Annotated in this window: 26 protein-coding genes and 2 tRNA genes; 9 read left to right on the top strand and 19 right to left on the bottom strand. The window is 34.5% G+C overall.

The window, feature by feature from the left end:
• Positions 1 to 9 precede the first annotated feature (9 nt).
• A complete protein-coding gene (locus ACJJVP_RS01260) occupies positions 10 to 546 on the top strand; it encodes a YSC84-related protein (protein WP_405410153.1) in 537 nt (178 codons plus the stop codon).
• 61 nt (positions 547 to 607) lie between these two features.
• Here ACJJVP_RS01260 and ACJJVP_RS01265 read toward each other — a convergent pair whose 3' ends face one another.
• Positions 608 to 1,426, bottom strand: a complete 819-nt coding sequence (locus ACJJVP_RS01265) for an SDR family oxidoreductase (protein ID WP_405410154.1) — start codon at positions 1,424 to 1,426, stop codon at positions 608 to 610.
• Between the two features lie 265 nt (positions 1,427 to 1,691).
• Here ACJJVP_RS01265 and ACJJVP_RS01270 point away from each other — a divergent pair, with 265 nt between their 5' ends.
• Positions 1,692 to 2,714, top strand: coding sequence for a LacI family DNA-binding transcriptional regulator (locus tag ACJJVP_RS01270; protein ID WP_405410155.1), 1,023 nt, complete (start codon positions 1,692 to 1,694; stop codon positions 2,712 to 2,714).
• Between the two features lie 75 nt (positions 2,715 to 2,789).
• On the opposite strand, the gene ACJJVP_RS01275 is transcribed toward ACJJVP_RS01270, so the two are convergent.
• The 4 genes from ACJJVP_RS01275 to uxaC are packed head-to-tail and all read right to left on the bottom strand — an operon-like array spanning position 2,790 to position 6,988.
• Positions 2,790 to 4,085, bottom strand: a complete 1,296-nt coding sequence (locus ACJJVP_RS01275; RefSeq protein ID WP_405416111.1) for a TRAP transporter large permease — start codon at positions 4,083 to 4,085, stop codon at positions 2,790 to 2,792.
• On the bottom strand, positions 4,085 to 4,543 hold the full coding sequence (locus tag ACJJVP_RS01280; RefSeq protein WP_405410157.1) for a TRAP transporter small permease: 459 nt from the start codon (positions 4,541 to 4,543) through the stop codon (positions 4,085 to 4,087). The genes ACJJVP_RS01275 and ACJJVP_RS01280 overlap by 1 nt, the downstream gene beginning before the upstream one ends.
• Before the next feature lie 6 nt (positions 4,544 to 4,549).
• Positions 4,550 to 5,527: a TRAP transporter substrate-binding protein gene (locus ACJJVP_RS01285; RefSeq protein ID WP_405410159.1), complete on the bottom strand. Its 978-nt coding sequence runs from the start codon at positions 5,525 to 5,527 to the stop codon at positions 4,550 to 4,552.
• Between the two features lie 42 nt (positions 5,528 to 5,569).
• Positions 5,570 to 6,988: a glucuronate isomerase gene (uxaC, locus tag ACJJVP_RS01290; protein ID WP_405410161.1), complete on the bottom strand. Its 1,419-nt coding sequence runs from the start codon at positions 6,986 to 6,988 to the stop codon at positions 5,570 to 5,572.
• 529 nt (positions 6,989 to 7,517) lie between these two features.
• On the opposite strand from uxaC, the gene ACJJVP_RS01295 reads away from it, so the two are divergent.
• Positions 7,518 to 7,739, top strand: a complete 222-nt coding sequence (locus tag ACJJVP_RS01295; RefSeq protein WP_036157855.1) for a hypothetical protein — start codon at positions 7,518 to 7,520, stop codon at positions 7,737 to 7,739.
• Positions 7,740 to 7,865: 126 nt separating this feature from the next.
• Here ACJJVP_RS01295 and ACJJVP_RS01300 read toward each other — a convergent pair whose 3' ends face one another.
• Genes ACJJVP_RS01300 through ACJJVP_RS01320 form a run of 5 tightly spaced genes read right to left on the bottom strand, consistent with a single transcriptional unit; the run spans position 7,866 to position 11,457 of the window.
• Entirely contained in the window at positions 7,866 to 8,141 is a 276-nt protein-coding gene (locus ACJJVP_RS01300; RefSeq protein ID WP_036157852.1) for an ATP-dependent Clp protease adaptor ClpS, read from the bottom strand.
• Positions 8,142 to 8,161: 20 nt separating this feature from the next.
• Positions 8,162 to 8,998, bottom strand: a complete 837-nt coding sequence (prmA, locus tag ACJJVP_RS01305) for a 50S ribosomal protein L11 methyltransferase (RefSeq protein WP_405410163.1) — start codon at positions 8,996 to 8,998, stop codon at positions 8,162 to 8,164.
• Between the two features lie 14 nt (positions 8,999 to 9,012).
• Entirely contained in the window at positions 9,013 to 9,762 is a 750-nt protein-coding gene (gene tpiA, locus ACJJVP_RS01310; RefSeq protein WP_405410165.1) for a triose-phosphate isomerase, read from the bottom strand.
• A gap of 40 nt (positions 9,763 to 9,802) precedes the next feature.
• The gene (locus ACJJVP_RS01315; protein ID WP_405410167.1) at positions 9,803 to 10,900 is read right to left on the bottom strand and encodes a BT_3928 family protein; all 1,098 of its coding nucleotides are present in this window, start codon (positions 10,898 to 10,900) and stop codon (positions 9,803 to 9,805) included.
• Positions 10,901 to 10,908: 8 nt separating this feature from the next.
• Positions 10,909 to 11,457 (bottom strand): DUF1599 domain-containing protein, encoded by a 549-nt coding sequence (locus ACJJVP_RS01320; RefSeq protein ID WP_405410168.1) that lies wholly within the window; start codon positions 11,455 to 11,457, stop codon positions 10,909 to 10,911.
• Positions 11,458 to 11,560: 103 nt separating this feature from the next.
• On the opposite strand from ACJJVP_RS01320, the gene folP reads away from it, so the two are divergent.
• From folP to ACJJVP_RS01335, 3 genes are read left to right on the top strand one after another with little or no spacing between them, the layout of a single operon-like run.
• Complete coding sequence (gene folP / locus ACJJVP_RS01325) at positions 11,561 to 12,385, top strand: dihydropteroate synthase (RefSeq protein ID WP_405410170.1); 825 nt, start codon at positions 11,561 to 11,563, stop codon at positions 12,383 to 12,385.
• Between the two features lie 54 nt (positions 12,386 to 12,439).
• A complete protein-coding gene (locus ACJJVP_RS01330; RefSeq protein WP_396631971.1) occupies positions 12,440 to 13,225 on the top strand; it encodes a diadenylate cyclase in 786 nt (261 codons plus the stop codon).
• Positions 13,225 to 14,016 (top strand): DUF3667 domain-containing protein, encoded by a 792-nt coding sequence (locus ACJJVP_RS01335; protein ID WP_405410172.1) that lies wholly within the window; start codon positions 13,225 to 13,227, stop codon positions 14,014 to 14,016. Before ACJJVP_RS01330 ends, ACJJVP_RS01335 begins: the two co-directional genes overlap by 1 nt.
• Before the next feature lie 8 nt (positions 14,017 to 14,024).
• On the opposite strand, the gene ACJJVP_RS01340 is transcribed toward ACJJVP_RS01335, so the two are convergent.
• On the bottom strand, positions 14,025 to 15,791 hold the full coding sequence (locus ACJJVP_RS01340) for an ABC transporter ATP-binding protein (protein WP_405410174.1): 1,767 nt from the start codon (positions 15,789 to 15,791) through the stop codon (positions 14,025 to 14,027).
• The gene (truA, locus tag ACJJVP_RS01345) at positions 15,784 to 16,533 is read right to left on the bottom strand and encodes a tRNA pseudouridine(38-40) synthase TruA (RefSeq protein ID WP_405410175.1); all 750 of its coding nucleotides are present in this window, start codon (positions 16,531 to 16,533) and stop codon (positions 15,784 to 15,786) included. The genes ACJJVP_RS01340 and truA overlap by 8 nt, the downstream gene beginning before the upstream one ends.
• A 156-nt stretch (positions 16,534 to 16,689) precedes the next feature.
• Here truA and ACJJVP_RS01350 point away from each other — a divergent pair, with 156 nt between their 5' ends.
• On the top strand, positions 16,690 to 17,184 hold the full coding sequence (locus tag ACJJVP_RS01350) for a metallophosphoesterase family protein (protein WP_396631975.1): 495 nt from the start codon (positions 16,690 to 16,692) through the stop codon (positions 17,182 to 17,184).
• A 43-nt stretch (positions 17,185 to 17,227) separates the two neighbouring features.
• On the opposite strand, the gene ACJJVP_RS01355 is transcribed toward ACJJVP_RS01350, so the two are convergent.
• The 3 genes from ACJJVP_RS01355 to ACJJVP_RS01365 form a co-directional block, all read right to left on the bottom strand.
• The gene (locus tag ACJJVP_RS01355; RefSeq protein WP_405410178.1) at positions 17,228 to 18,088 is read right to left on the bottom strand and encodes a hypothetical protein; all 861 of its coding nucleotides are present in this window, start codon (positions 18,086 to 18,088) and stop codon (positions 17,228 to 17,230) included.
• 119 nt (positions 18,089 to 18,207) lie between these two features.
• Complete coding sequence (locus tag ACJJVP_RS01360) at positions 18,208 to 18,705, bottom strand: DM13 domain-containing protein (protein ID WP_036152570.1); 498 nt, start codon at positions 18,703 to 18,705, stop codon at positions 18,208 to 18,210.
• Positions 18,706 to 18,966: 261 nt separating this feature from the next.
• The gene (locus ACJJVP_RS01365) at positions 18,967 to 19,377 is read right to left on the bottom strand and encodes a DUF4293 domain-containing protein (RefSeq protein ID WP_405410179.1); all 411 of its coding nucleotides are present in this window, start codon (positions 19,375 to 19,377) and stop codon (positions 18,967 to 18,969) included.
• A gap of 197 nt (positions 19,378 to 19,574) precedes the next feature.
• On the opposite strand from ACJJVP_RS01365, the gene rho reads away from it, so the two are divergent.
• Positions 19,575 to 21,200, top strand: coding sequence for a transcription termination factor Rho (gene rho / locus ACJJVP_RS01370; protein WP_405410181.1), 1,626 nt, complete (start codon positions 19,575 to 19,577; stop codon positions 21,198 to 21,200).
• A 185-nt stretch (positions 21,201 to 21,385) separates the two neighbouring features.
• Positions 21,386 to 22,084, top strand: coding sequence for a hypothetical protein (locus ACJJVP_RS01375; protein WP_405410183.1), 699 nt, complete (start codon positions 21,386 to 21,388; stop codon positions 22,082 to 22,084).
• 798 nt (positions 22,085 to 22,882) lie between these two features.
• On the opposite strand, the gene rpsT is transcribed toward ACJJVP_RS01375, so the two are convergent.
• The 4 genes from rpsT to proS all read right to left on the bottom strand — a co-directional run bounded on the left by rpsT (position 22,883) and on the right by proS (position 24,920).
• Entirely contained in the window at positions 22,883 to 23,134 is a 252-nt protein-coding gene (gene rpsT, locus ACJJVP_RS01380) for a 30S ribosomal protein S20 (protein ID WP_133672272.1), read from the bottom strand.
• 48 nt (positions 23,135 to 23,182) lie between these two features.
• A tRNA-Glu gene (locus tag ACJJVP_RS01385) sits at positions 23,183 to 23,254 on the bottom strand.
• 40 nt (positions 23,255 to 23,294) lie between these two features.
• Positions 23,295 to 23,366 (bottom strand) — tRNA-Glu (locus tag ACJJVP_RS01390).
• A 78-nt stretch (positions 23,367 to 23,444) separates the two neighbouring features.
• Entirely contained in the window at positions 23,445 to 24,920 is a 1,476-nt protein-coding gene (gene proS / locus ACJJVP_RS01395; RefSeq protein ID WP_405410185.1) for a proline--tRNA ligase, read from the bottom strand.
• Positions 24,921 to 25,006 lie beyond the last annotated feature (86 nt).

Here is a 25,006-nt window from a genome sequence, read left to right on the forward strand (position 1 = left end):
TTAGAACAAATGAAAATTTTAAAATCTATAACATGTGCAACACTATTATTTTTAGCGGTAGGCGTAAACGCACAAAGCACTAAAGACACAAAAATTATTAAAGATGCAGATAAAGCGAAAGAAAAATTGATAACTATGGAAGTAGGTTTAGATCAATTCTTTAATAATTCTGCAGGATATGTAGTTTTTCCTAATGTTGGTAAAGGAGGTTTTATAATCGGTGGGGCATCAGGTAATGGTGTTGTATACGAAAAAGGCGCTAAGATAGGTATGGCTGACTTAAAGAAATTAAGTGTTGGTTTGCAAGCAGGCGGGCAGGCGATTACAGAAGTCATATTTTTTGAAACCCCTGCAGACTTAGAAGAATTTAAAGATGGTGATTTTGAATTTTCTGCCGAAGCATCAGCTGTAGCTTTAAAATCTGGTGTTGCAGTCAATGCTAAATATAGAGATGGAGTTGCTGTTTTTGCATTACCAAAAGCAGGGTTAATGGCAGATGCTTCTGTTGGTGGTCAAAAATTTGAATACACGCCAATGATGAAATAATTCATCTTGACTAATAGATCAAAAAAAAGCCACCCTAGAGGGTGGCTTTTTTAGTTTAAACTTATCCATTTTCGGTAAACCCCGGGTAACATGTCATACCTCCATCTACAAAAATAGTAGTACCATTAATATATTCAGATTCATCTGATGCCAACCAACTTGCCACGCTACCGATATCGTCTGGCACACCTATTTGTTTGTAAGGTATAAGTTTTAACATACCGTCTCTACCATCTTGAGTGCTCCAAACATCTTTATTTATATCCGTTTTAATTGCACCGGGCGCTATAGAGTTACATCTAATTCTATCTGATCCATATTCTTGACATATAGTTTGCATAAGCATTACTAAACCACCTTTTGATGCAGCATAATTTGCATGACCAGCCCACGGAATTACTTCATGAACAGAGCTCATGTGAATTAATTTTCCTAAAGATTTGGAAACCTCTGGACGCATCCCCCTTCTTTTAAACTCTAAAATTGCCTCTTTAGCACAAAGAAACTGTCCGGTAAGATTAACATCTATTACTCTTTGCCAGTCCTTTAAAGGCATCTCATGAAGTGGGTGATCTAACTGTAAACCGGCATTGGCAACACAAACATCAACTGTTCCATATTCAGCGACAGTTGTTTTGAACATACTCTTTACCTCCTCTTCTTTACTGACATCGCATTTAACAACAATCGCATCTCCACAATCAGCATTCACACTAATCCAATGCGCAACTTGTTCAGCCTCTTCTTTACTACTATGATAATTAACTACAATATTGGCACCTTCCATACCCATTGCTTTCGCAACCGCTTCACCAATGCCCTCGCTAGAACCTGTTACAATACACGTCTGTCCTTCTAATCTTTTATTTGGTTTTTGCATGATTTTGTTTTTAGATAAATAAATATATAATTCAACTGTAATATTGATTATCTCAATAACTCAAAATACTGACACAACTTTGAGTACAAAAACTACAATTCATTTTTTATTCCCTAATTCACGAGTTAAAGTGCTTACTAACACTTAAAATTAAATAATAAAATGTCATAACATTTCTTAAAAAAATAATTAACCCTCTAATTTTTAAGCACTATACCATCATAATTTATAAATGAATAATCGTAAATTCGTTCTACACTTTTTTATGAGCAAGAAAGCCACCATTTACGATATTGCAAAAGAGCTAAAAATAACCGCAGCTACTGTCTCTAGGGCTTTAAACAACAATCCTAAAATAAGCGAAAAAACTCGCGATTTGGTTCTTGCCACAGCTGAAAAATTAAATTACAAACAAAATAGACTTGCGGTTGCTCTCAAAAGTGGTAGGAGCAATAATGTAGGTGTGGTTGTGCCATTTATAAATAAAAACTTTTTTGCATCGGTAATTAGAGGCATTGAAGAAGAGCTCTACCCTAAAGGGTTTCATGTCATCATCTGTCAAACACATGAAGAAAGTGATCGCGAAAAGAAAATTATTCAAAATTTAATTAATGCACAAGTAGACGGCATTCTAGTTTCCACCTCATTTACAAATAAGAACAAAGATCAATTAAATCAAGTTTTCAAAAAAAATTCCCCTTTTATATTTTTTGATCGTGTGTTAAATTTTGAAGGCATAAGCACAGTAACCATTGATGATTACCAAGGTGGGTTTGATGCTACTGAGCATCTAATAAACCAAGGCTGCCGAAGAATTGCCCATTTTAACGTAGATCAAAATATTGAACTATATAATAACCGATTTAATGGTTACAAGGATGCACTTTCAAAACACGGCATTGCGTATAACAGCGATTATGTAATAACGTTAAAAAATGATATGCAGGCAGGTAAAGAAGCTGCAAAAAAACTAATGCAACTACCCGTACCACCAGATGCAATTTTCTCTTCTACGGATAATGGATTGCTGGGTGCGGTTAAATATTTACAGAGCAAATCTATAAGAATACCAGAAGATGTTAGTGTTGTAGGATTTAGTAATGAACCATTTACTCAGTTTTTAGAACCATCTATCAGCTCCGTTGACCAATCACCAGTGGAAATGGGAAAAATGACCGCTAAAGTATTCTTGGAGCAGATTGAAAATAAGCAATCTTCAAACACCCAAAAAAAGGTAGTACTCCCTGCTAAATTAGTTATTAGAAAATCATCCAATAAAACCAAATAGCTGATAAACTACAATTTCAGATTTTATTTATCCTCCGTGTACTTTAAGTAACCTTATTAATAGCTTAGCAATATTTTACAAATCAAACAAGCTAGGTAACCATAAGCTTAATTGCGGAATATAAGTAACCAAGAAAAGTGCAATAATCATTGCTATAAACAAGGGCAACAAGGGTTTGAATACCTTTTCAATAGTTGTTTTGGCCACACCTACCCCAACAAATAAAACTGAGCCAACCGGTGGTGTACATAAGCCTATACAGAGATTCAATACCATTATAATCCCGAAGTGGACAGGGTCCAAACCTAATTTGGTGACCACTGGCAAGAATATGGGAGTAAAGATTAACACAGCAGGGGTCATATCCATAAAAATACCCACGAACAACAACAATAAGTTAATGATCAAAAGAATAACAATCTTATTATCACTTAGGCTTAAAAGTCCGGAGCTGATATCTTGGGGAATATTTTCATAAGATAATGCCCAAGACATACACATAGACGACCCGATCAATAGCATTACAATTGCCGTTGTTGCAGAAGAATCCAATAAAATTTGAGGCAATTTTGGCAGGGTGATCTCCTTGTAAATAAAACCAAGAATTAGACTATACAATACCGCAATGGCAGATGCTTCTGTAGCCGTAAAGATTCCTGTAACAATACCTCCAATAACCACAACCAACATAAAAAGACTAGGTAATGCATCTATAAATGTTTTCCCTACCTCTTTTAAACTACTTCGTTTTCCTACTTTGTATTTCTTCTTTTTTGCCCAGAAAGCTGCTACGATCATTAGAAATAATCCCGTCATTATTCCGGGGATATATCCCGCTAAAAATAGTGCTGCAATAGATGCACCACCACTGGCTAAAGAATAAACTATTAATACATTACTTGGTGGAATAATTAAACCGGTTGTTGCGGAAGTTATATTGACCGCTGCCCCAAATTCTTTAGAATAGCCTTCTTTTTCCATCTCAGGACCTAAGATACTACCCATAGCAGAAGCAGATGCCATTGCTGATCCTGCAATTGCTCCCATTAACATAGCCGCTATGACGTTTATTAATGCCAATCCGCCAGGAAAAGAACCTACCAATGTCTTTGCAAATGCAATGAGTCTATGGGCTATACCTCCCTTATTCATCAGCTCGCCTGATAATACAAAAAATGGAATTGCCAACAAGGCAAAACTATCCAGACCTGTAGCCATTCTTTGAGGTACCGTTGTAAACGCAGGCATTGCAGGTATACTAACCAACATGGTCAGTAAAGATGAAATTGCTATACTCCAAGCTACAGGAGTACCAATAGACAATAAGCATATGAAGCTTAGTACTAAAACGATAATCGGTAAATGCTCCATCATGAGTTGATATTTTTGAGGTCAGATATTTTGTAATACATAATCAACAAACCGCTGATTGGAATTATAAGGTAGACCACTGCAAGAGGTAATTGCAGAGCCGGTGATTGTTGCCCTAGAACATAAGAGATATATACTAATCTGGAACCACCTATTACAAAGGCGAACAAAACAAATAGTATAATTAATATGGTGACTATTATCTTTAATTTTTTCTGTGTCTTTTCACTTTGCCTAAGCGGTAGAATATCTATGGCAACATGTAAATTTTTACCAGAAACATATGCAGCTCCCAGTACTCCGATCCAAATCATTAAAAAACGTGCTAGCTCATCTGTAAATGAACTAGGGTTGCCGGTTACGTATCGTGTAAAAACTTGCCAAAGTACATTGATGACCATGACGACCATAATAAGTACTAGTGCCTTGCCTAAAACGGAATCTATTTTATTTCGCATAGTAAACTATTTGGTTTCTTGAATTTGTTTGATAAGCGGGTATATTTCTTTATCATCTTTATAGCTTTCAAAAATACCTGCTACTTTTTCTGCAAAAAGAGATTTATCTGGTCTCGTAATTTCAACACCTGCTTTTTGCACTTCGCGCAGAGCTTCCGCCTCGGCCTCAGCCCAAAGAATACGTTGATATTTTACAGATTCTTTTACTGATTCATTCAACCATTTCTTCTCTTGTTCATTCAACTTATCATAAGCATATGTACCTATCAATAAAACATCTGGCAGAACGGTATGTTCATCTAAGGAATAGTATTTACAAACTTCATAATGTCTAGAAAGGTAAAAACTGGGTGGATTATTCTCGGCACCATCTACTACTCCTTGTTGTAAAGATGTATATAACTCGCCCCATGAAATAGGTGTTGGGGAACCTCCTAATGTCTTAACCATATTTACGGCCGTAGCACTTTCCATTACGCGTATTTTTTCACCTACTAAATCTTCAGGTTTTTCAATTGGTTTGTTCATAGTGTAAAAACTTCGACTACCTGCATCATAATACCCTAAACCTTTTAACCAGTATTTCTCACCATCGTTCAATAACATTTCACCTACCGGACCGTCAAGAACATTAAACGAATGTTGACGATCTCTAAAAAGAAATGGCAGTCCCAGCACCTTCATTTTGGGAGCAAAATTTTCTAACACACCAACAGAAACCTTGGTCATATCCAAACTTCCTATTTGTAATAACTCTAGGCATTCTCTTTCTGTACCCAATTGCTGACTTGGGTAAATTTCAAGTTTTAATTTACCACCAGATCTTTCAAACAAATCTTCACTCATTTTAACCATTGCCTTATGCACAGAATGGCTAACATCTAGCCCATGACCCAAACGCAATGTTTTTACATCAGTTTGAATTTCACAGCCAAAAAAGGGTATTACCAGAAAAAAGAGCAGTAGTAATTTTATACTTTTCATAGAAATGTTTTAAACGGATAAGAATAGACCGATACTTTTTGATTAAAATTTGAAATACTCCTTGGCATTGTTATAACTAATATCCTGTATTATTTTACCCACCAATTCAAAATCTTGGGGTAGTTCTCCCTTTTGCATTTCTTGTCCAAATAGGTTACAAACTATTCTTCTAAAATACTCATGCCTTGGGAATGAAAGAAAGGATCTAGAATCTGTCAACATGCCTATAAAACAGCTAATTAGACTCATATTGGACAATGCATTCAATTGTCTGGTCATCCCATCTTTCTGATCCATAAACCACCAACCAGAGCCAAATTGCATTTTACCTTTTATTTTACCATCATTATAGTTACCGATCATGGTGGCTAAGACTTCATTATCTGCCGGATTTAGATTATATAATATAGTTTTGGTAAGCTTGTCTTTAGAATCCAAAGCATTTAAAAAGCTTGAAAGGGTTCTTGCTTGCGAATAATCCCCTATAGAATCCCAGCCAGTATCCGGACCAAGAATACGGTTCATCCTTGCATTATTATTACGTAATGCGCCAAGGTGAAATTGCTGTATCCATCCGCGAGAATGATATTGCTCACACAGGAATAACAATATAGCGGTTTGAAATTTTTCGTCTTCTTCCAAAGACAATTGCTTATTTTCCAACCTTTTTTGAAAAATGTTTTCAATCTCGGCATCTGTAAACATCCTGAAAGGCACATAGCTTAAACCATGATCAGACAGCGTACATCCATTTTCTTCAAAGTAATCTAAACGGAGTAAAAGGGCGTCGCACAAAGATTTGTATGAGTTGATGTTTACTTTACTAACTGAAGATAACTTCTCTAAATATTCTAAATATGTATCGTTAGAAATAACAATAGCCTTGTCTGGTCTAAAAGCAGTACTCACTTTTACATTAAAATCACTTTTCTTTAATTTGACATGGTTATCTAGACTATCAATAGGATCTTCTGTAGTGCAAATAACCTCTACGTTCATTTTGTTAATTAGACCCTGACAGCTATACTCTGATGTTTGAAGTTTTGCAGTAGCTTCATCATAAATATCATTTGCGGTATCTTCATTCAACAACAGGTCAATATCAAAATAACGCTGTAGTTCTAGATGTGTCCAATGATATAACGGATTTCTTAATGTATACGGCACTGCCTTACCCCATTCAAGAAACTTCTCTTTATCTGGAGCGTTGCCAGTAATATATTTCTCATCAATGCCAAAAGTCCTCATGGCACGCCATTTATAATGGTCGCCGTCATTCCAAACTTTTGTCAAATTCTCAAAATATCTATTATTCGCAATCTCATCTGGCGGTAGATGACAGTGGTAATCTATAATAGGCATTTGTGATGCATATTCATGAAATAATTTCTGCGAGAATTCATTCTCTAAAAGAAAATCTTCTGTGATAAATGTGTTATTTTTTATAATGGAACTACTCATTAATTTTAATTTGTAAGGTTTAAAACTCTTAGCTATTCTTTAATACCAAGATTATTTACGTATCGATCCTTATGAAAAATGTAGGATATAATTGATTAATTGAAATTAACTGACGCTATATATATTTAAATATTCTAAAGCTATATTCAGCTAATAACCACTCATTACAAAATACATTGAATATTTATGCAATCGATTACACAAATATATTCCAAATTACAGATTTAGCAAGTATTTCAATTAAAAATGTGATAAAAAATAATTTTCAGAAGAATATTTATCTAATTCTTAATGGTATTTTTCGTAATCTTAAATTATACACAATTCTTTTATTCAAAATGTTTATTTTTTGATTTTGAAAAATAAAATCCCCTAAATTCTCTGTCAACAACTAAAAAAAGGGTTCAAAACACCCTATTATCGTTAAATTGTTCATAAATACTATTATCTAATACCCTCATAACTATATACAATTGACAAAGAATTGCGTAATTTGAATATTATGTTAACTTTGAAAAAAAAGAAGCAAATGGAGTTACTTGAAAAAGCTCAAGAATTTATAGGTCGAAAAATGAGTAATATGTCTACTAGTGACCGAGTAGAAGCGTCGAGAGAGGCAAAAGCACTTATTTTAAGTATTAATGAAATATACAAGGAAACGAAAGATTCTAACTTAATGGATGTAATGAAAGAAGTTACAGTCAAAAAGAAGAAGATTGAAAAACGATTGAACGGAGTACCTTTAGTATAATTTTGATTACAATACAGACTTGTTATAATTTCTTTTAAGAGTTTAATTGAAATAAAAAAATCCCTTGAATTTGTTCAAGGGATTTTTTTATTTCAATACTATTTGTAAAATCTATACACCTACACTTTATACAATTTCTGCACTGAGGCCAGCTTGCAGTAATTTAGAACATTTTGGTTTCAGCTCTTCATACTCGCCAGTCTTAACAGTACACTTGCCTTTATAATGTACAATTAATGAGCATTGTTCAGCCTGTTCAGGCGAATGTTCACATACAGACATTAATGTATTTATAACATGATCAAACGTATTGACCTCATCATTAAAAAGTACGATTTCATTCTGTTGAACCGTTTCTTCTTCTAAAAGTAACTCTTCGGAAATTTCTTCTCTTGTGCTCATCATATTCCAATTAATACCTTCTAATTTACATATTTTGCGGCAACCCAATTATTGCGTTCAAGATTTTTTTCGAATTTTAACGCCAAATCAGTACATTTTTGCGAAATCATTTCTAAATCCTCTTTATAAAAACCACTTAACAATAAAACACCCCCTGTATTTAAAGATTTTGCATAGCTAGGTAAATCTGCCAACAAGATGTTTCTATTGATGTTTGCAATAATCAAGTCGTACTTCTTACCATCAAGTAAGGCAACATCGCCTTCATATACAGAAATAAAGCCCATGCCGTTACGCTCAACATTCTCTTTTGCATTCAAATAACACCAATTATCAATATCAATGGCATCTATTGTAGTAGCACCACGCATACCGGCAAGTATTGCCAAAACACCAGTACCGCTACCCATATCCAAAACAGTTTTTCCTTTTACATCTAACTGCAGAATATGCTGCAACATCATATGGGTTGTTTCATGATGACCCGTACCAAAACTCATTTTTGGTTCTATAACAATGTCATACTCTACGCTAACAGCCTCATGAAAAGGAGCCCTTATCATACAAATATCATCAACAATGATGGGTTGAAAATTTTGCTCCCAAGTGGCGTTCCAATTTTCCTGCTCAATTTCTTTATAGTCATAAGTAAACTTATATCTATGATTATGTAAAATTGGCAAATCTTTTAACATTCCCTCAGACCAATCAGTTTTTTGAATGTATGCCAGAACATCATCATCTTCTTCAATAAAACTTTCAAAACCAACTTCACCCAATTCCGCAATTAGAAGGTCAGAAGCTGGATCTTTTGGTTCTACCGTAAATCGGTATTCAATATATACTGTATCGCTCATTTAAAAATACTAGCTTAAATAGCTTTTATGATAGCAATAAAATCGTCTGCAACTAAAGATGCACCACCAATTAAACCACCATCAACATCTGGTTTAGAGAAAATTTCTTCGGCATTACCTGGTTTTACACTACCACCGTATAGAATAGTTACGTTGTTTGCTATTGTAGCATCAAAAGCCTCTGAAATAGTTTTACGAATAAATGCATGCATTTCCTGAGCTTGTTCAGGAGAAGCCGTTTCACCTGTTCCAATTGCCCATACCGGCTCGTAAGCCAAAACAATTTTAGACCAAGCAGATGGTTCTAAATCAAAAAGAACGTTCTTTAACTGACTCTCAACTAGATTAAAGTGATTTCCAGATTTACGATCTTCCAATTCCTCTCCAAAGCAAAACATAACACGCATACCTTTATTCAAGGCAGTCACCACTTTCTTTGAAAGAATTTCATCATCTTCTCCAAAATAAGCTCTTCTTTCAGAGTGTCCAATAATAGCAGTATCAATACCAATATTCAATAACATATCTGCAGAAATTTCTCCTGTAAATGCTCCGCTTTCAGCATAATGCATATTCTGGGCTATAACTTCTATTTTAGAACTTTCTAAAGCATGAACTGCACTTGTTAAATTCACATATGTTGGCGCTACCATAACTTCTGCATTGGTATCTGGCAATTTTGCAGATAACTCTGCTAAAAGTGTTTCCGTCTCAGCCAAATTCTTATTCATCTTCCAGTTACCTGCTACTATCTTTGCTCTCATGTTGTTTTTGTTTCTAATTATATTATTTCAATTTAATATCTTAATTGAAGATTAAATCTCCTAGATCGTTATAATGTACTTTTTGTTTTATGGTACCTTTTTCTAAAACCAATACTCCCGGATTAGATCGAACAATGGTTTTCAATGTTGTTTCATCTGTAAAGTAAAAATCAAAATCCAAACTATACTCTTTAATCAAAGCATTTGTTTGGTCAGGACCAGAGGCCGACATACCTATTACTTTATATCCAGCTTTTATAGCCTTATCGGCTACTGTTTTTATATTCTTGAACTCTTCTAAGTTCGATTTTCTTAAATCGTAGGCTATGACCATAACCAATTTAGGTTCTTGTAATAAAGACGCCGCAAAATCTTCGCCCGCTTGCTCTATGGTAAAATCATGAACAGGTGGTTCATACCCCGCTTGTATCTCTTCTGTTTCAACATCGATAAATTCCCCATCTACTGTTGGATAATCTCCTTTACTAATATGAATTTCTTCAGTACCATTTACATTGAACTTCCATCTGTATTCAAAAATAGCTTTAGGCGCATCATCTGGCGTACTCATACCCTCTTCAATATTTTTTCCTATTTCATAAGGTCTAAAATCTATTACTGGCAAATGATTTAATACATAGTATACATAACCTACACAAGCAAAAAACGACACCGTTAATATGGTCATCAACACTTTTGAATTTACTAACGGAGTAATGTATTTTCTTCCGACATAAATAATCAATATCAAAACTAACAGTACTACATCTTTTGTAAAAGACTCCCAAGGTGTCAACTTTATGGCATCACCAAAGCAGCCGCAATCGGTCACTTTATTGAAATACGCGGAATAAAAAGTCAAGAAAGTGAAGAACACGATCATTGCAATCAATGTCCATACGGTAATTTTACGCTTATACCCAAGTATCAGCATTACACCTACCATAACTTCTACGATGACCACAAGTATAGAAATAGCTAATGCGAACGGAGTTAAAAAAGGAAGATCCAAAACACCTTGACTAAAGTATTCCTCTAACTTAAAAGAAAAACCTACAGGGTCATTCAATTTAATAAATCCGCTTATAATAAAAAGTATACCAACAAAAATTCTAACGACCCCTACTAAATACTTCATTCTTATTATTATTTTTCTGATTCTGAACCTAGGTGTATCAATGCAAAAACCGCATAATTGATCATGTCTTGATAATTGGCATCTATACCTTCACTTACCAAGGTTTTACCTTTATTATCTTCTATTTGTTTTACACGAAGTAGTTTCTGTAAAATCAAATCTGTAAGTGAACTAACTCTCATATCTCGCCAAGCTTCACCATAATCGTGGTTCTTGTTCAGCATCAATTCTTTGGTAATTTTAATATGCTTAGCATATAGCTCAACAGCTTTTTCAGTAGTTAAATCAGGTTGATCGGCAACACCTAATTCAAGCTGAATTAAAGCCATTACAGAATAATTTATGATACCAATAAACTCTGATCGTTCACCTTCATCAACCTTACGTACGTCATTTTCTTGAAGACTACGTATGCGCTGTGCTTTTATAAAAATTTGATCCGTTAATGATGGCAATCGTAAAATGCGCCAAGCACTACCATAATCTGACATTTTTTTTTGGTACAGATTTAAACAAACCTGAATGACCTCATCGTATTCCTTTGCCGTATCTAGCATGTAATTCTATCTAATTTGTGTAAATTTCGCTTAAAAAATTGTAACCATCAAGATAGATGGTTTAAACTTGGAAAATGCCACAATTTCCTGATAATAATTAATAATGACCATAAATTGCAACGGTAAACTTATATCACTAGACCAGCCTAAGGTAATGGGCATTTTAAACGTTACTCCAGATTCTTTTTTTGATGGCGGAAAATACAAAGACGAATCTAGTATTCTACATCAGGTTGAAAAAATGCTTAATGAAGGTGCCACCTTTATTGATATTGGCGCCTATAGTTCTAGACCCGGAGCTTTAGAGGTAGATGAAGCAACCGAATTACAGCGAATTACACCCATTGTCAGTTTAATTCTAGAAAAATTCCCTGATACTATTCTTTCCATTGACACTTTTAGAAGTAGCGTTGCTAAAGCATGCATAGAAAAAGGTGCTGCCATTGTCAATGATATTTCTGCGGGGTTACAGGATGAGAATATGCTATCTACAGTTGCAAAATTGAACGTACCTTTTATAATGATGCATATGCGTGGTACACCACAAAACATGCAAAAGCAAACAAACTATGAAGATATTTTAAAAGAAATCCTATACTTCTTTTCAAAAAGATTATTTGCAGCAAAAGCATTAGGAATAAAGGATATTATTATAGATCCAGGTTTTGGTTTTGCAAAGAACTTAGCGCAAAACTATGAGCTTTTAAAACAAATGGAAGTCATGAATATCATTGAACACCCAATATTAGCCGGCATAAGTAGAAAATCGATGATTTACAAGACTTTAGATACTACTGCAGACCAGGCATTAAACGGATCAACGGCTCTACATATGATTTGCTTACAAAAAGGTGCTAAAATACTACGCGTTCATGATGTTAAAGAGGCTATGGAGTGTGCAAAACTTCATGAACAATTAAATGCCTAAGTTTATATGAATTTCTTGTCAACTAATTTCTTAATTTTACTAAAACGGTACTGATTGGATTTTTTAAATTTTCTTGACTTTAAGATTACGGATGTTCTTGACATCATTTTTGTCGCCGTACTTCTTTACTACATCTACAAACTAGTAAGAGGGTCTGTTGCCATCAATATATTTATTGGGATCGTTATAGTTTGGGCTTTTTGGAAATTGACCGAATTATTAGATATGCAAATGATCAGCAGTATGGTCGGTGCATTTATGCAAGTCGGACTTATTGCACTCATCATAGTTTTTCAGCAAGAAATCAGAAAATTTCTTTTAATGATAGGCTCTACCAATTTTGCCAATAAAAGAAATTTTGTAAAGCATTTCAAATTTTTAAAACAAGAAGGTTTATCTACCGATACCGATGTAGATGCTATACTAAAAGCCTGCGAAAAGATGGCGAGCAGTAAAACGGGAGCTATTTTGGTTATTGAAAGAAACAACTCCCTAGATTTCATTAAGAGTACGGGAGACCGTATGAATATTGAAATCAATCAACCAATTTTAGAAAGTATCTTTTATAAAAACAGCACATTACATGATGGTGCCGCTGTTATCGTTGGGAATTACATAGTTGCTACCAGGGTAATTTTACCTGTCTCCAATGAGCGCAATATTCCGCTTCGTTTTGGCTTACGACATAGAGCAGCTGTGGGTATCAGTGAAAAAACCGATGCAATAAGCATTGTGGTTAGTGAGGAAACCGGACTTATCTCTTACATTAAAAATGGAGAATTTGTGCTGTATGACTCCATTACACAATTAGGTAATATGCTTAAACAAGATTTGGTGTAATGAAATGTAAGAACTGCCAAAGCATCCTAAGTATTGATAATAATTATTGTCCTGATTGTGGTGCTAAGGTAATACGGAACAGACTTACGGTCAAGAATCTTATTAATGATGCCACTGAACGTTTTTTCAATGTTGACAATACCTTTCTCATAACTTTCAAACACCTTTTCACAAAACCAGATGAAGTTATTGGTGGCTACATTAATGGTGTTAGAAGGAAATACTTAAACCCAGTAAGCTACCTCACCATAGCAATTACTTTTGGAGGACTTTTTGTTTATGTCTGTACAGAGTTCTTCCCTAATGCTTTAGATTTTGATTTTAGATATGAAAATTCTTCGTCTTTAACCGAAGCTGAAAAATTTGGACAAGATTTTCAGAAAAAATGGAATACGTACCTATTCAAATACCAAAGTCTCTTCTATATTGCGATGCTACCTTTTCTTGCTTTAATATCGAGGATAGTTTTTATCAATAAAAAACAATTTAACCTTAGTGAACATTTTGTTATTAACATCTATGCTTACTCTCATTTGTCCATAATCATCAACACCGTTTATATGTTGGTTTTATGGAATTCTAAATTACTTTACTACGTTTCCATGGTCAATTTGATATTTCAAATTGGCTTCTTCACATGGGTATTTTACAAACTTTTTAATTTGACCATTAAGCAGACCATATTAAAACTTTTACTCTTTCTTGTTTTATTCGCTGCGATATGTTCTGTGATGATGATCATAATTGGAATTGTGTACATAGCCCTTTTCACGGACACATTTCAGAAATGACTCCTTGATTAAGCAACCTCCTCAGCTAAGAACTGAGCTTCGTAAAGATTACTATAGTAACCACCTTTTTTAAGCAACTGTTTATGTGTACCGGTTTCTACGATATTACCGGCATCCATTACAATAATCTTATCTGCTTTTTTAATCGTAGCCAAACGGTGGGCAATTACAATAGAGGTTCTGCCTTGGGTAATTTTATCTGTAGCTAATTGTATTAACTGTTCAGAATAAGTATCGACAGAAGATGTCGCCTCGTCTAAAATTAAAATACTAGGGTTACTAACATATGCTCTAAGAAAAGCAATCAATTGTCGTTGACCGCTTGAAAGCATAGTACCTCTTTCTTTTACATTATAATGATAACCACCAGGTAGGCTAGAAATAAACTCATCTACACCAATAGCTTTTGCTGCATTCTCAATATCTTCAACAGTGATATTAGGGTCTTTAAGAGAAATATTATTGGCGATGGTATCGGCAAACAAAAATACATCTTGCAACACTACGGCAATATGTGAACGTAAAGAAGCTAAATCATAATCTTTTATATCCACACCATCCACGGAGATAGCACCGGAATTAATTTCATAAAATCTATTCAACAAATTAATGATCGTACTTTTTCCTGCACCTGTTGCACCAACAATAGCAACCGTCTCCCCTGCCTTTACATCAAAAGAAATTCCGTGTAAAACTTCTTCATCCTCTAAATATCCAAAATGTACATTATTAAAACTGATATCACCATTTACGGTTTCCTTTTCATAAGAACCTACATCTTGTATATGGCTATCAGTATCTAAAATCTTAAACACTCTATTTGCTGCAACCATACCCATTTGTAGGGTATTGAATTTATCTGCAATTTGACGAAGCGGTCTAAAAAGCAAATCTATTAACATTATAAATGCGAAAATGGTACCTGCTATATCCGTCGAAATATTGGCGACATTTTGCAAACCTCCATACCATACAATTAACCCCACCGTAATAGAAGAAACAATTTCTGCGATAGGAAAGAAAATAGAGTTATACCATACCGTTTTCAGCCAAGCCTTTTTATGCTTTTCATTTATTTCCCTAAACTTGTCGCTCTCAATTTTTTCCCTGGTAAATAGTTGAACTATTTTCATACCCGTTATACGTTCCTGAACAAAGGAATTTAGATTAGAAACCTCTGCCCTAACCTCTGTAAAAGCGACTTTCATGGCTTTTTGAAACCACCTTGTAGCATATACGATTATAGGTAATAATGCAAAAACGATAAGGGAAAGCTTCCAGTTGATAAAAAGCATTACCATTGCAGCAACCACCATTTTCAGTAAGTCTGCTACAATAACAAAAAATCCTTGACTAAAGATTTCACCAATTCGTTGCATATCGGCAACAGCCCTGGTCACCAAAACCCCTAAAGACGAATTATCAAAATAGGTCATTTTAAAGGAAAGCATCTTTTTGAACAAGTTGATGCGTACATCTCGTATAACGGATTCTCCCAACCAATTGGCGTAGTAGTTAAAAGCCAGCTGACATATTACTTGGCCAAGTAACACTACCAACATGGCAATGGTTAAATAAAGAAGCATCTCATCATTACTGCCCTTAATAGCCTTATCTATGATTTCTTTTACGATCAAAGGTGTAAGAATGGCAAAACCGGATAATAATATAGCAGCCAAAGCAACGCCATAAAAAGTGATTTTGTACGGTTTTGTGTAGGCGAGTAAGCGTTTAAAAAGACGAGTATCAAATGCTTTACCAGAATCCTTATCCATTCTTTAAAATAGTATTGGGGTAAACAATAGAGGTCAAATATAGTCCTTTTGCAGGAACAGAAACACCTGCTTTTGTTCTATCCTTGCTTTTTAATATGGTATTAACATAGTCTGCCGGGTATTTACCTAATCCCACATTAATTAAGGTTCCCACAATGGCCCGCACCATGTTTCTAAGAAATCTATCTGCAGTAATTGTAAAAACAAGTTTGTCGTCTACCAACTTCCAATGCGCTTCCCGTAAATCACAAATATTGGTAAAAACATCTGTATTGGATTTTGAAAAACATTCAAAATCTTTTTTACCTAACAACAATGCTGCTGCGGTATTCATCTGTTCAATATCTAAATCTTTCTTTACAAAATGAGCCAGATCAGTAGCAAACGGATTCTTCTTTTTATCAATATGATATTCATAGGTTCTAGCCGTAGCATGAAAACGGGCATGTGCATCTTCTTTTACCTCAAATATGCGATCAACAGCAATATCATTAGGTAAGAAAGAATTTAATCTAAAAACGTATTCTTTAATATTTTCTAAGGTATCAACATCAAAGTGAGCATACATTTCTTTGGCATGAACACCCGTATCCGTACGACCGGCACCCATGAGCGAAACCTTAGAATTTATAAGCTTGGACATACCATTCTCTAGTACTTCTTGTACGGTTATGGCATTTGGCTGATTCTGCCAACCATGATATGCTTTACCGAAGTATGAAAATTGAATGAAGAATCTCAAAAGGATGTGCTAGTTTTGTATAGCACAAAGGTATTAAAAAGGATACGTTTTAACATTGAATTGATTAAGCTGTAATTCTAAACTTTAAAATATCAATTCTAAGAAATTTATTACCTGTAAAATTCAATCTTCATATCCCAATAACTAAAAATAAAAATGACCAAAATACTCTTACTTTCCGACACTCATTCACATATAGACGATGCTATTTTAAAGCATGTTAAATGGGCAGATGAAGTATGGCATGCTGGCGATATTGGCTCTTTAGAAGTTACCGATGCCATTGCAAAATTAAAGCCGTTAAAAGGTGTGCATGGTAATATTGATGATCATATCATTCAAAAAGAATTCCCGGAAAATAACAGATTTTTCTGTGAAGGAGTAGATGTTTTAATCACCCATATTGGTGGATATCCACCTAAATACAATATTAGAACAAGAGATATTATAAAGGAAAATCCGCCAAAATTGTTTATTTGCGGTCACTCACATATTTTAAAAGTAATGATGGACAAAAAATTAGGCGTTTTACATATGAATCCTGGAGCATGTGGAAAACATGGTTTTCATCAAGTACGCACCATGTTACGTTTTGTAATAGAAGGTGACAACATTAAAGACTTAGAGGTTATAGAATTGGGCAAAAGATAAAATACAGGATTTTGTTATTTAACCAAATCCTGTATCTAGCTAATTAATATTCAAACGAAACTCCCAAAGAAATTGTACCACCATCGTAGACATTTTTTCTATCTACAAGCAAACCCGAATAGTCAGAGTACTGTGCAACCAAATTAAAATGGTCGGTAATCTTATACATTGAAGTAATACCGTAATTTGTAAAAGTAGTACCCTCTCCAAACAAGAAAGAACCACTTTGTACATTATTTTCAGAAGATAAACGTTCTTGAATTTTCAATTTTCCAATAAGATACAGCTTATTAAAGAACAAATGTCCTAACTCAACCCCGGCTTGAAATTGGTTACTGAATCCTTCAGTTCTAAAATTTACACTTGAAAATGCTGATGCATATGTTTTACCATTTTTAAAACCATGAGATGCGGCCAAGGTTGTCCAGATATTAAATTCACCATCAGAAACAGGTAAATTTATTTCATCAAATTGACCAAAGGCATTAGGCTCATTAGATCTCGCAAAGTTGGTACCATCATTAGTAGGTATATCCAATGCCACTTGTAAAGACAAAGGAAAACTTTTAAGAAGTTTATACTTAACTCCCAATTGAATATTGCCTACTCCGCCTACAGTTTCTGTAGTGCTAAAACTATTTAAACGAACAATAGGTAAATCTACGATTGCTGTAAACCTATCTGATATACCGTATTCACCATAAAGCAAAAGTCCGCTTGTTCTAAAATCACTACCTTGATCAGCCAATCTGCCCTCGGTAGTATAATAATTATTAGAAGAAAAATACGATGCCGACGCTTGAAGATAAAATCCTTTTGCCTCCCTCGTCCATCCACTTTGTGCCTTTAGACCAACAGTAAGCAAGCAAAAGCAAATACCTAAGAAGATTTTTATTTTTTTCATAATTCTGTTATTTCAAATTATAGGTCTGCAACATTGAAAACCCATAAAAAAAAAGCCTTTGGGAGACATAGAAAAACAGAATCATGTGTCTCTATTCCCAAAGGCGGTAATACATTATATTAGTTTAAAGCAACATTACCAAATGGTATGTTAGCAGTAGCACACCAAAGTATAATGTGCGTATATTTAGCATCTGGGGTAGCATCTAGCTTAATGAACATTTCACCATTGTCAGCCACGTTACCAATTAACATTAAATCTGGATTTCCGTTTGCAGGATCTGGGGAGAAAACTTCTGAAGTAGACAAAAAGATACCTACAGTACCTGTACCCAATTCAGTAGTAAAATCATCTGCAAAACGAACAAAGTTTGTACTTTCTGAATCTACACCTACCTCTACTAGTCCTTGCGTAGGCGTACCACTTTCAGCAACTAGATTACCACTTAGGGTCACCATTAAATCACCAACCGGCAATGACGAATCCACTTCTACTGTTTCGGTTTCAACTACTGTTTCAGTAACTGTTACTACTTCACCATCATCATCCGAACAACTGATAAAAAAAGTAGTCATAACACTAGCTAACAATACAAGAGTAAATTTTCTGTTCTTCATAATTTTAATTTTTAAAATGTTTAGTTCAAAACAGGTAACTAACGACTATCGTTAGCCTTGCTGTTTCTTGGAACAAACATAGAAATGGGGTATCACGAAGAATTCAAGAAAAAGTAAACAGTTTATCACATTAGGAAGAAAAGCTGCAATAGTTTTGTGATATTTAAAGAAGATACAATAGTTGCCAAGAAAAATCAGGGCATAAAAAAACCCGGAAACTACCCCGGGTTTTAACGCACTAATACTACTAAGATTATAGGCTTAACGCAAGCGATCAACAGATTTTACAAGATCTTCATCCTTCTTTATAGCTCTATTGGCAAGAACCAAAAAAATGATAGAAAATACTGGAATCAGCATCCCAATACCCTTCTCAGAAACCAAGGTTTCTCCGGATAAGTTTAGTGATCGGTAAACGAAAAATCCTAATAAAAAAACATTTAATATCATGTTCAGTCTATTAATTACAAACTGAGTTTTTCTGTTTTTAAACTGAACCGTTGCCCAAATTGCCAAAACGGCACTTAAATAAAAGGCAATGGAAATGAGCATTTCATTGTTGGCAAATACCTCAGTACCATCTACATTAATCCATAGATTAAAGAAGAACGGTAGAACACCTGTAAGTATTGCTACAATTATTAAATAAAGGCTCTGTATTCTTTGAATCATAAATCAATTACCAGTTTACAGTGCAAAAATACACGTCTTTTCAAAAATTATAACCATATTAATCAAAATAATTTGTAATATTGCTACGTTATCAAGTCATAACACCTACCAATAAGGAAAACATTCCTTGAGATTATCCAAATAAAATTATTTACTTCTTTCAATACAAACTACTTTATAATTTATTCTACTACTTAATGTTTGAGATTTCAGATTTAAAATCAAAAAAGCTACCTGAACTTCAGGAAATAGCAAAAGGACTAAAGGTTCCAAAATTCAAAACCTTAAAAAAATTAGATTTAGTCTATCAAATTTTGGACTTACAGGCTGCCAATCCTAAAGTTGCTGCAGCAATTGCCCCGGTAACTACAGAAGAGATAAGTAAGCCGGTAGAGGAAAAACCAAAGCCTAAACCAAGACCGAGACCTCGTGTTGCTAAAAACACAAATAAAGATACTAGTGCACCAACAAAACCTACACCTGAAAAAGTTGTACCGGTTAAGAAAGAAGTTGCAAAAGAAACTGAGTCTAAAGAACCTGTTGAGCAGAAAAGACCAAGACCGAGACCAAAAAACTCGAACCAGCCCAATAACAGGAATCCTCAACAAAACAACAATCAAAAAAAGAAGCCGAACCCAAGAAGTACTCACGACAAAAGCAATTTTGACAAGGATCTCAAAAACAGGTATAAAGAGCCTGAATACGAGTTTGATTCTATTATAGCTAGTGAAGGTGTTTTAGACATTATGCAAGATGGTTACGGGTTTTTACGTTCCTCTGATTACAACTATTTATCTTCTCCTGATGATATTTACGTTTCACAATCTCAAATTCGTCTTTTCGGATTAAAAACCGGAGACACCGTATTAGGCAATGTAAGGCCACCAAAAGAAGGTGAAAAATATTTTCCTCTTATTAAGGTGAATAAAATTAATGGTATAGACCCTCAAATTGTTCGCGACCGTGTATCATTTGAGCATTTGACTCCGTTATTTCCACAAGAGAAATTTAATTTAGCAGAACGCCAAAGTACGATATCTACGCGTATTATCGATTTGTTCTCCCCTATTGGAAAAGGACAGAGAGGTATGATCGTATCACAACCAAAGTCTGGTAAAACCATGCTTTTAAAAGATATCGCAAATGGTATAGCTGCAAACCATCCTGAAGTTTATCAAATTATATTATTGATTGATGAACGACCAGAAGAGGTAACCGACATGCAACGTAATGTGCGAGGCGAGGTAGTAGCTTCAACATTCGATAAAGAACCAACAGAACACGTACGTGTAGCCAATATCGTTTTAGAAAAAGCAAAAAGATTGGTAGAATGCGGTCATGATGTTGTAATTCTTTTAGATTCGATTACGCGTTTAGCTAGAGCATACAACACAGTACAACCAGCCTCTGGTAAAGTATTAAGTGGCGGTGTTGATGCCAACGCTTTACACAAACCTAAAAGGTTCTTTGGTGCTGCCCGTAATATTGAAGGTGGCGGATCACTTTCTATTATAGCAACTGCATTAACAGAAACAGGTTCTAAAATGGACGAAGTTATCTTTGAAGAGTTTAAAGGTACAGGTAACATGGAACTTCAGTTGGATCGTAAGATTGCCAATAGAAGAATTTTCCCTGCTATTGACCTTACTTCGTCAAGTACACGTAGAGATGACATGTTATTAGACGAAAGCACGTTACAACGTATGTGGATCATGCGTAAGTATCTTGCAGATATGAACCCTGTAGAGGCTATGGAGTTTATAGAACAACGTTTTAAACAAACAAAAAATAATGAAGAGTTCTTAATGACTATGAATCAATAGAACAATTCTAACATATATTTTAAAATCCCGATCTTATTAAAAATCGGGATTTTTTTATTCTATAAACTCGGCTATAACACAACACTAGACCCCTATTATTCTTTTTAATATCTTTAGCCTATTAGAAAAGAACTCTCCCCCAGTCTTTTACCAATTTTCGTATTAATAATCTTAATTCTAAGAAAATGAAAAGACCGACCACCATAAGCATTAAAATAGTCCTATTCATCACTCTAGCAGCTATTATTGGTTGTAATGAAGAACAAAAAGTGAATATCCCTAAAAATAAAAATCCTAATGTTGAAGCACCTGCGCAAATCATCACTATACCCGAAGCACAAGATATGTACGAATCGTACAGTAAAAGACGAGTTCCTCTAATTCAACACTACGAAGATTCTATTAATAGAACACATATAGAGGATAAAGAATTTGACGTTGGCAGATTTGTATACTACGATTATAAAACAATTAAACAATACTTAGCTTTCATTGAACAAGAGGCTGCAGATGCCGATGTAGAAATTTCAACTTTGAGATTTTATTTTTCCAATTATCCTGATGAAGTTGTTTTTAAAAACACAAAAGAAACGATTAAACACCCTCGACAGAATTCTATAATGCTATCCCCAACCTATAATGACGGAAAGCGAGATCATCTTTTTTACGTAACGCAAGGCATAAAAGGCAAGCAAGCTGTACCATTAAATAATGAATTTGAAGACATGAAGGGTTTTAGCGTAAATAAAGAAGAAAAAAACAAAGCTTATGCATCTATAGTACCCAATTCAAGTTTAACCACTGCAGCACCACCTATACTACAAGAGGCACAAAGTTTAACCTTAAATAGAGGTTCTGGTGTTCCTCCACCAAAGAACCAATAACTTTGCATAAACAAGGCTAAAAAATATGTTAGCATACATTTTGGATAATTATTTCATGCCACTCTATTTAATAGCATTGGTATTATGCATAATTAAATATCAACTTTATTATGACACGGTATTAAGGTACTTCCCAATACTGCTTGCCTACACCTTAATGTCTGAGGTTTTAGGCCTCATAGTAAGAGATGTAGATGACATTCAGTTAGTATACAAGCAAGAGTTTTACAATTATAACACTATAATTTTCAATATTTACGATATTATTTTCTTCCTATATTTTTTTTATATCTATTATCAATTGAGTGATAATATAACAACCAAAAATATTATTAAATATGGCGGAGCATGTTTCTTACTAACGTGTATTGTAAATCTATTTCTTCAAGACTTTTACACCGAACCGCAAAATTTTGCAATTATTATTGGGTCGGCAATTATAGTCTATACGGCATCAATTTATTTATATAAAATGATTATTACCAAATACAAGCTACCAGTATATAGAAATCTATTATTTTGGATAAGTGTTGGTATTTTATTTTTTTACATATGGTACCCAACAGCCATGTATATCTTATCTTTTCACTACGATTTTTTTACCAACCACAATTTTTCTAAATACCACTACATTTCTATAGCCGTATTTTACACTTGCATAATCGTAGGTCTAACCTTAATGAAAAGACTTAGAATAGCAAATGAAGCAATTAAATAAAATGTACTATTCCAAAAAAGTCCAACAAAAAAAGCCTTCCTAATTAAAGGAAGGCTCTAAGTTTGAACTTTAAAGCTAAATTATAGTGCAGCTACGTGCTTTGCTAATTTACTCTTTAAGTTGGCAGCTTTATTATCGTGTATAATATTTCGTTTAGCTAAACGATCGATCATACTAACAACACTTGGAAAAAGAGCCTCTGCATCTTTCTTAGATTCTTCCGAACGCAATCTTTTAATAGCATTACGTGTAGTTTTATGCTGATATCTGTTACGTAAACGAACTGCTTCGTTTCTTCTAATTCTCTTTAATGCCGACTTGTGATTTGCCATTTTATTATTTGTTATAATTTCTTCGGATTCTCATCCATTCAATTTTTGTAGTCCGTAGGGGAATCGAACCCCTGTTACCAGGATGAAAACCTGGCGTCCTAACCCCTAGACGAACGGACCATTATGTCAATACTTTGGAAATACATCCAATTGTTATTAGTAGTCCGTAGGGGAATCGAACCCCTGTTACCAGGATGAAAACCTGGCGTCCTAACCCCTAGACGAACGGACCATACTTTGCGCAATTGCGGATGCAAAAATACAAATATTTTTTACTATCGCAACACCTCTTTATTATTTTTTAAAAAAATTAATAAGCTTTCGCAAATAACACTCTTTTATTAGACGGTTTACCGGTCACCATACAAGCACCTTCTTCTTCTTTTGCATCTATGGGAATGCAACGTATAGTTGCCTTTGTCTCATTTTTAACACGTTCTTCTGTTTCTTTACTACCGTCCCAATGCGCAGAAATAAATCCGCCTTTTTCTTTTAAAACTTTTTTAAATTCCTCATAAGATTCTACTTCAGTAATGTGATTAGTTCTATAATCAAGTGCCTTTTGATACATATTCTTCTGAATATCGTCCATTAAAAACTCAATTTTAGCAACCACATCTGTCGCTGCAACCGTCTCTTTTTGTAGAGTATCTCTTCTTGCAAGTTCATACGTGCCATTTTCGAGATCTCTCGGTCCAATTGCCAACCTAACCGGTACTCCTCGTAATTCGTACTCATTAAATTTAAAACCTGGCTTATGTGTGTCTCTATTGTCGAATTTCACAGAAATACCTTTTGCCCTTAATTCTTTTACTAATGGATTAACGGTCTCTGAAATTTGATCCAATTGATCTAATCCTTTATAAATAGGTACTATTACAACTTGTATAGGCGCTAATTTTGGAGGAATCACCAATCCATTATCATCACTGTGCGTCATAATTAACGCACCCATTAATCTAGTCGAAACCCCCCAAGATGTAGCCCAAACATATTCTTTACCCCCTTCTTTGGTTGCAAATTTAACATCAAACGCCTTTGCAAAATTCTGACCCAAAAAATGAGAAGTACCCGCTTGGAGTGCCTTTCCGTCTTGCATCAATGCTTCTATACAGTATGTTTCAATAGCACCTGCAAAACGCTCGCTTTCTGTCTTAGTACCTTTGATAACAGGCACCGCCATATGATTCTCAGCAAAATCAGCATAAACGTTCATCATTTGCTCTGCCTCTTCAATTGCTTCTTTTTCGGTAGCATGTGCCGTATGACCTTCTTGCCATAAAAACTCTGCCGTTCTCAAGAACAATCTTGTACGCATTTCCCAACGAACAACATTGGCCCATTGATTAATAAGTAATGGTAAATCTCTGTAAGACTGTATCCATTTTTTATATGTATCCCAAATAATAGTTTCAGAAGTAGGTCTTACAATAAGTTCCTCTTCTAGCTTAGCATCTGGATCAACAATAATCCCACTCCCATCTTCAGCATTTTTCAATCTATAATGAGTAACTACAGCGCATTCCTTTGCAAATCCTTCTACATGGCTGGCTTCTTTACTTAAATATGATTTAGGAATGAATAAGGGGAAATAAGCATTCTCATGCCCCGTCTCTTTAAACATTTTATCTAAACCTGCTTGCATTTTCTCCCAAATACCATAGCCATATGGTTTTATAACCATACAACCTCTTACCCCAGAGTTTTCGGCTAAATCAGCCTTTACCACTAATTCATTATACCATTTGGAATAATCCTCGCTTCTTTTTGTCAAATTTTTACTCATTATCTGGACTTTGGCACAAACTTTGTGAATATTAATATATTATAATTGGGTAAAACTAGTTATTTTTAATATGTTCAACAATATAA

It is taken from the genome of Maribacter sp. Asnod1-A12 (assembly GCF_045063735.1).
Classification (GTDB): domain Bacteria; phylum Bacteroidota; class Bacteroidia; order Flavobacteriales; family Flavobacteriaceae; genus Maribacter.

Bases quoted from the DNA above. Each gene is read 5' to 3' on its own strand.
- ACJJVP_RS01275 (WP_405416111.1), bottom strand. From the start codon at position 4,085: ATGGAGCATTTACCGATTATCGTTTTAGTACTAAGCTTCATATGCTTA.
- ACJJVP_RS01320 (WP_405410168.1), bottom strand. From the start codon at position 11,457: ATGCTAGATACGGCAAAGGAATACGATGAGGTCATTCAGGTTTGTTTA.
- ACJJVP_RS01285 (WP_405410159.1), bottom strand. From the start codon at position 5,527: ATGAAAAGTATAAAATTACTACTGCTCTTTTTTCTGGTAATACCCTTT.
- ACJJVP_RS01280 (WP_405410157.1), bottom strand. From the start codon at position 4,543: ATGCGAAATAAAATAGATTCCGTTTTAGGCAAGGCACTAGTACTTATT.
- ACJJVP_RS01270 (WP_405410155.1), top strand. From the start codon at position 1,692: ATGAGCAAGAAAGCCACCATTTACGATATTGCAAAAGAGCTAAAAATA.
- ACJJVP_RS01375 (WP_405410183.1), top strand. From the start codon at position 21,386: ATGAAAAGACCGACCACCATAAGCATTAAAATAGTCCTATTCATCACT.
- ACJJVP_RS01315 (WP_405410167.1), bottom strand. From the start codon at position 10,900: ATGAAGTATTTAGTAGGGGTCGTTAGAATTTTTGTTGGTATACTTTTT.
- ACJJVP_RS01365 (WP_405410179.1), bottom strand. From the start codon at position 19,377: ATGATTCAAAGAATACAGAGCCTTTATTTAATAATTGTAGCAATACTT.
- ACJJVP_RS01340 (WP_405410174.1), bottom strand. From the start codon at position 15,791: ATGGATAAGGATTCTGGTAAAGCATTTGATACTCGTCTTTTTAAACGC.
- rho (WP_405410181.1), top strand. From the start codon at position 19,575: ATGTTTGAGATTTCAGATTTAAAATCAAAAAAGCTACCTGAACTTCAG.
- prmA (WP_405410163.1), bottom strand. From the start codon at position 8,998: ATGAGCGATACAGTATATATTGAATACCGATTTACGGTAGAACCAAAA.
- ACJJVP_RS01335 (WP_405410172.1), top strand. From the start codon at position 13,225: ATGAAATGTAAGAACTGCCAAAGCATCCTAAGTATTGATAATAATTAT.
- rpsT (WP_133672272.1), bottom strand. From the start codon at position 23,134: ATGGCAAATCACAAGTCGGCATTAAAGAGAATTAGAAGAAACGAAGCA.
- ACJJVP_RS01355 (WP_405410178.1), bottom strand. From the start codon at position 18,088: ATGAAAAAAATAAAAATCTTCTTAGGTATTTGCTTTTGCTTGCTTACT.
- ACJJVP_RS01300 (WP_036157852.1), bottom strand. From the start codon at position 8,141: ATGAGCACAAGAGAAGAAATTTCCGAAGAGTTACTTTTAGAAGAAGAA.
- ACJJVP_RS01350 (WP_396631975.1), top strand. From the start codon at position 16,690: ATGACCAAAATACTCTTACTTTCCGACACTCATTCACATATAGACGAT.
- proS (WP_405410185.1), bottom strand. From the start codon at position 24,920: ATGAGTAAAAATTTGACAAAAAGAAGCGAGGATTATTCCAAATGGTAT.
- tpiA (WP_405410165.1), bottom strand. From the start codon at position 9,762: ATGAGAGCAAAGATAGTAGCAGGTAACTGGAAGATGAATAAGAATTTG.
- ACJJVP_RS01360 (WP_036152570.1), bottom strand. From the start codon at position 18,705: ATGAAGAACAGAAAATTTACTCTTGTATTGTTAGCTAGTGTTATGACT.
- ACJJVP_RS01260 (WP_405410153.1), top strand. From the start codon at position 10: ATGAAAATTTTAAAATCTATAACATGTGCAACACTATTATTTTTAGCG.
- uxaC (WP_405410161.1), bottom strand. From the start codon at position 6,988: ATGAGTAGTTCCATTATAAAAAATAACACATTTATCACAGAAGATTTT.
- ACJJVP_RS01295 (WP_036157855.1), top strand. From the start codon at position 7,518: ATGGAGTTACTTGAAAAAGCTCAAGAATTTATAGGTCGAAAAATGAGT.
- folP (WP_405410170.1), top strand. From the start codon at position 11,561: ATGACCATAAATTGCAACGGTAAACTTATATCACTAGACCAGCCTAAG.
- ACJJVP_RS01265 (WP_405410154.1), bottom strand. From the start codon at position 1,426: ATGCAAAAACCAAATAAAAGATTAGAAGGACAGACGTGTATTGTAACA.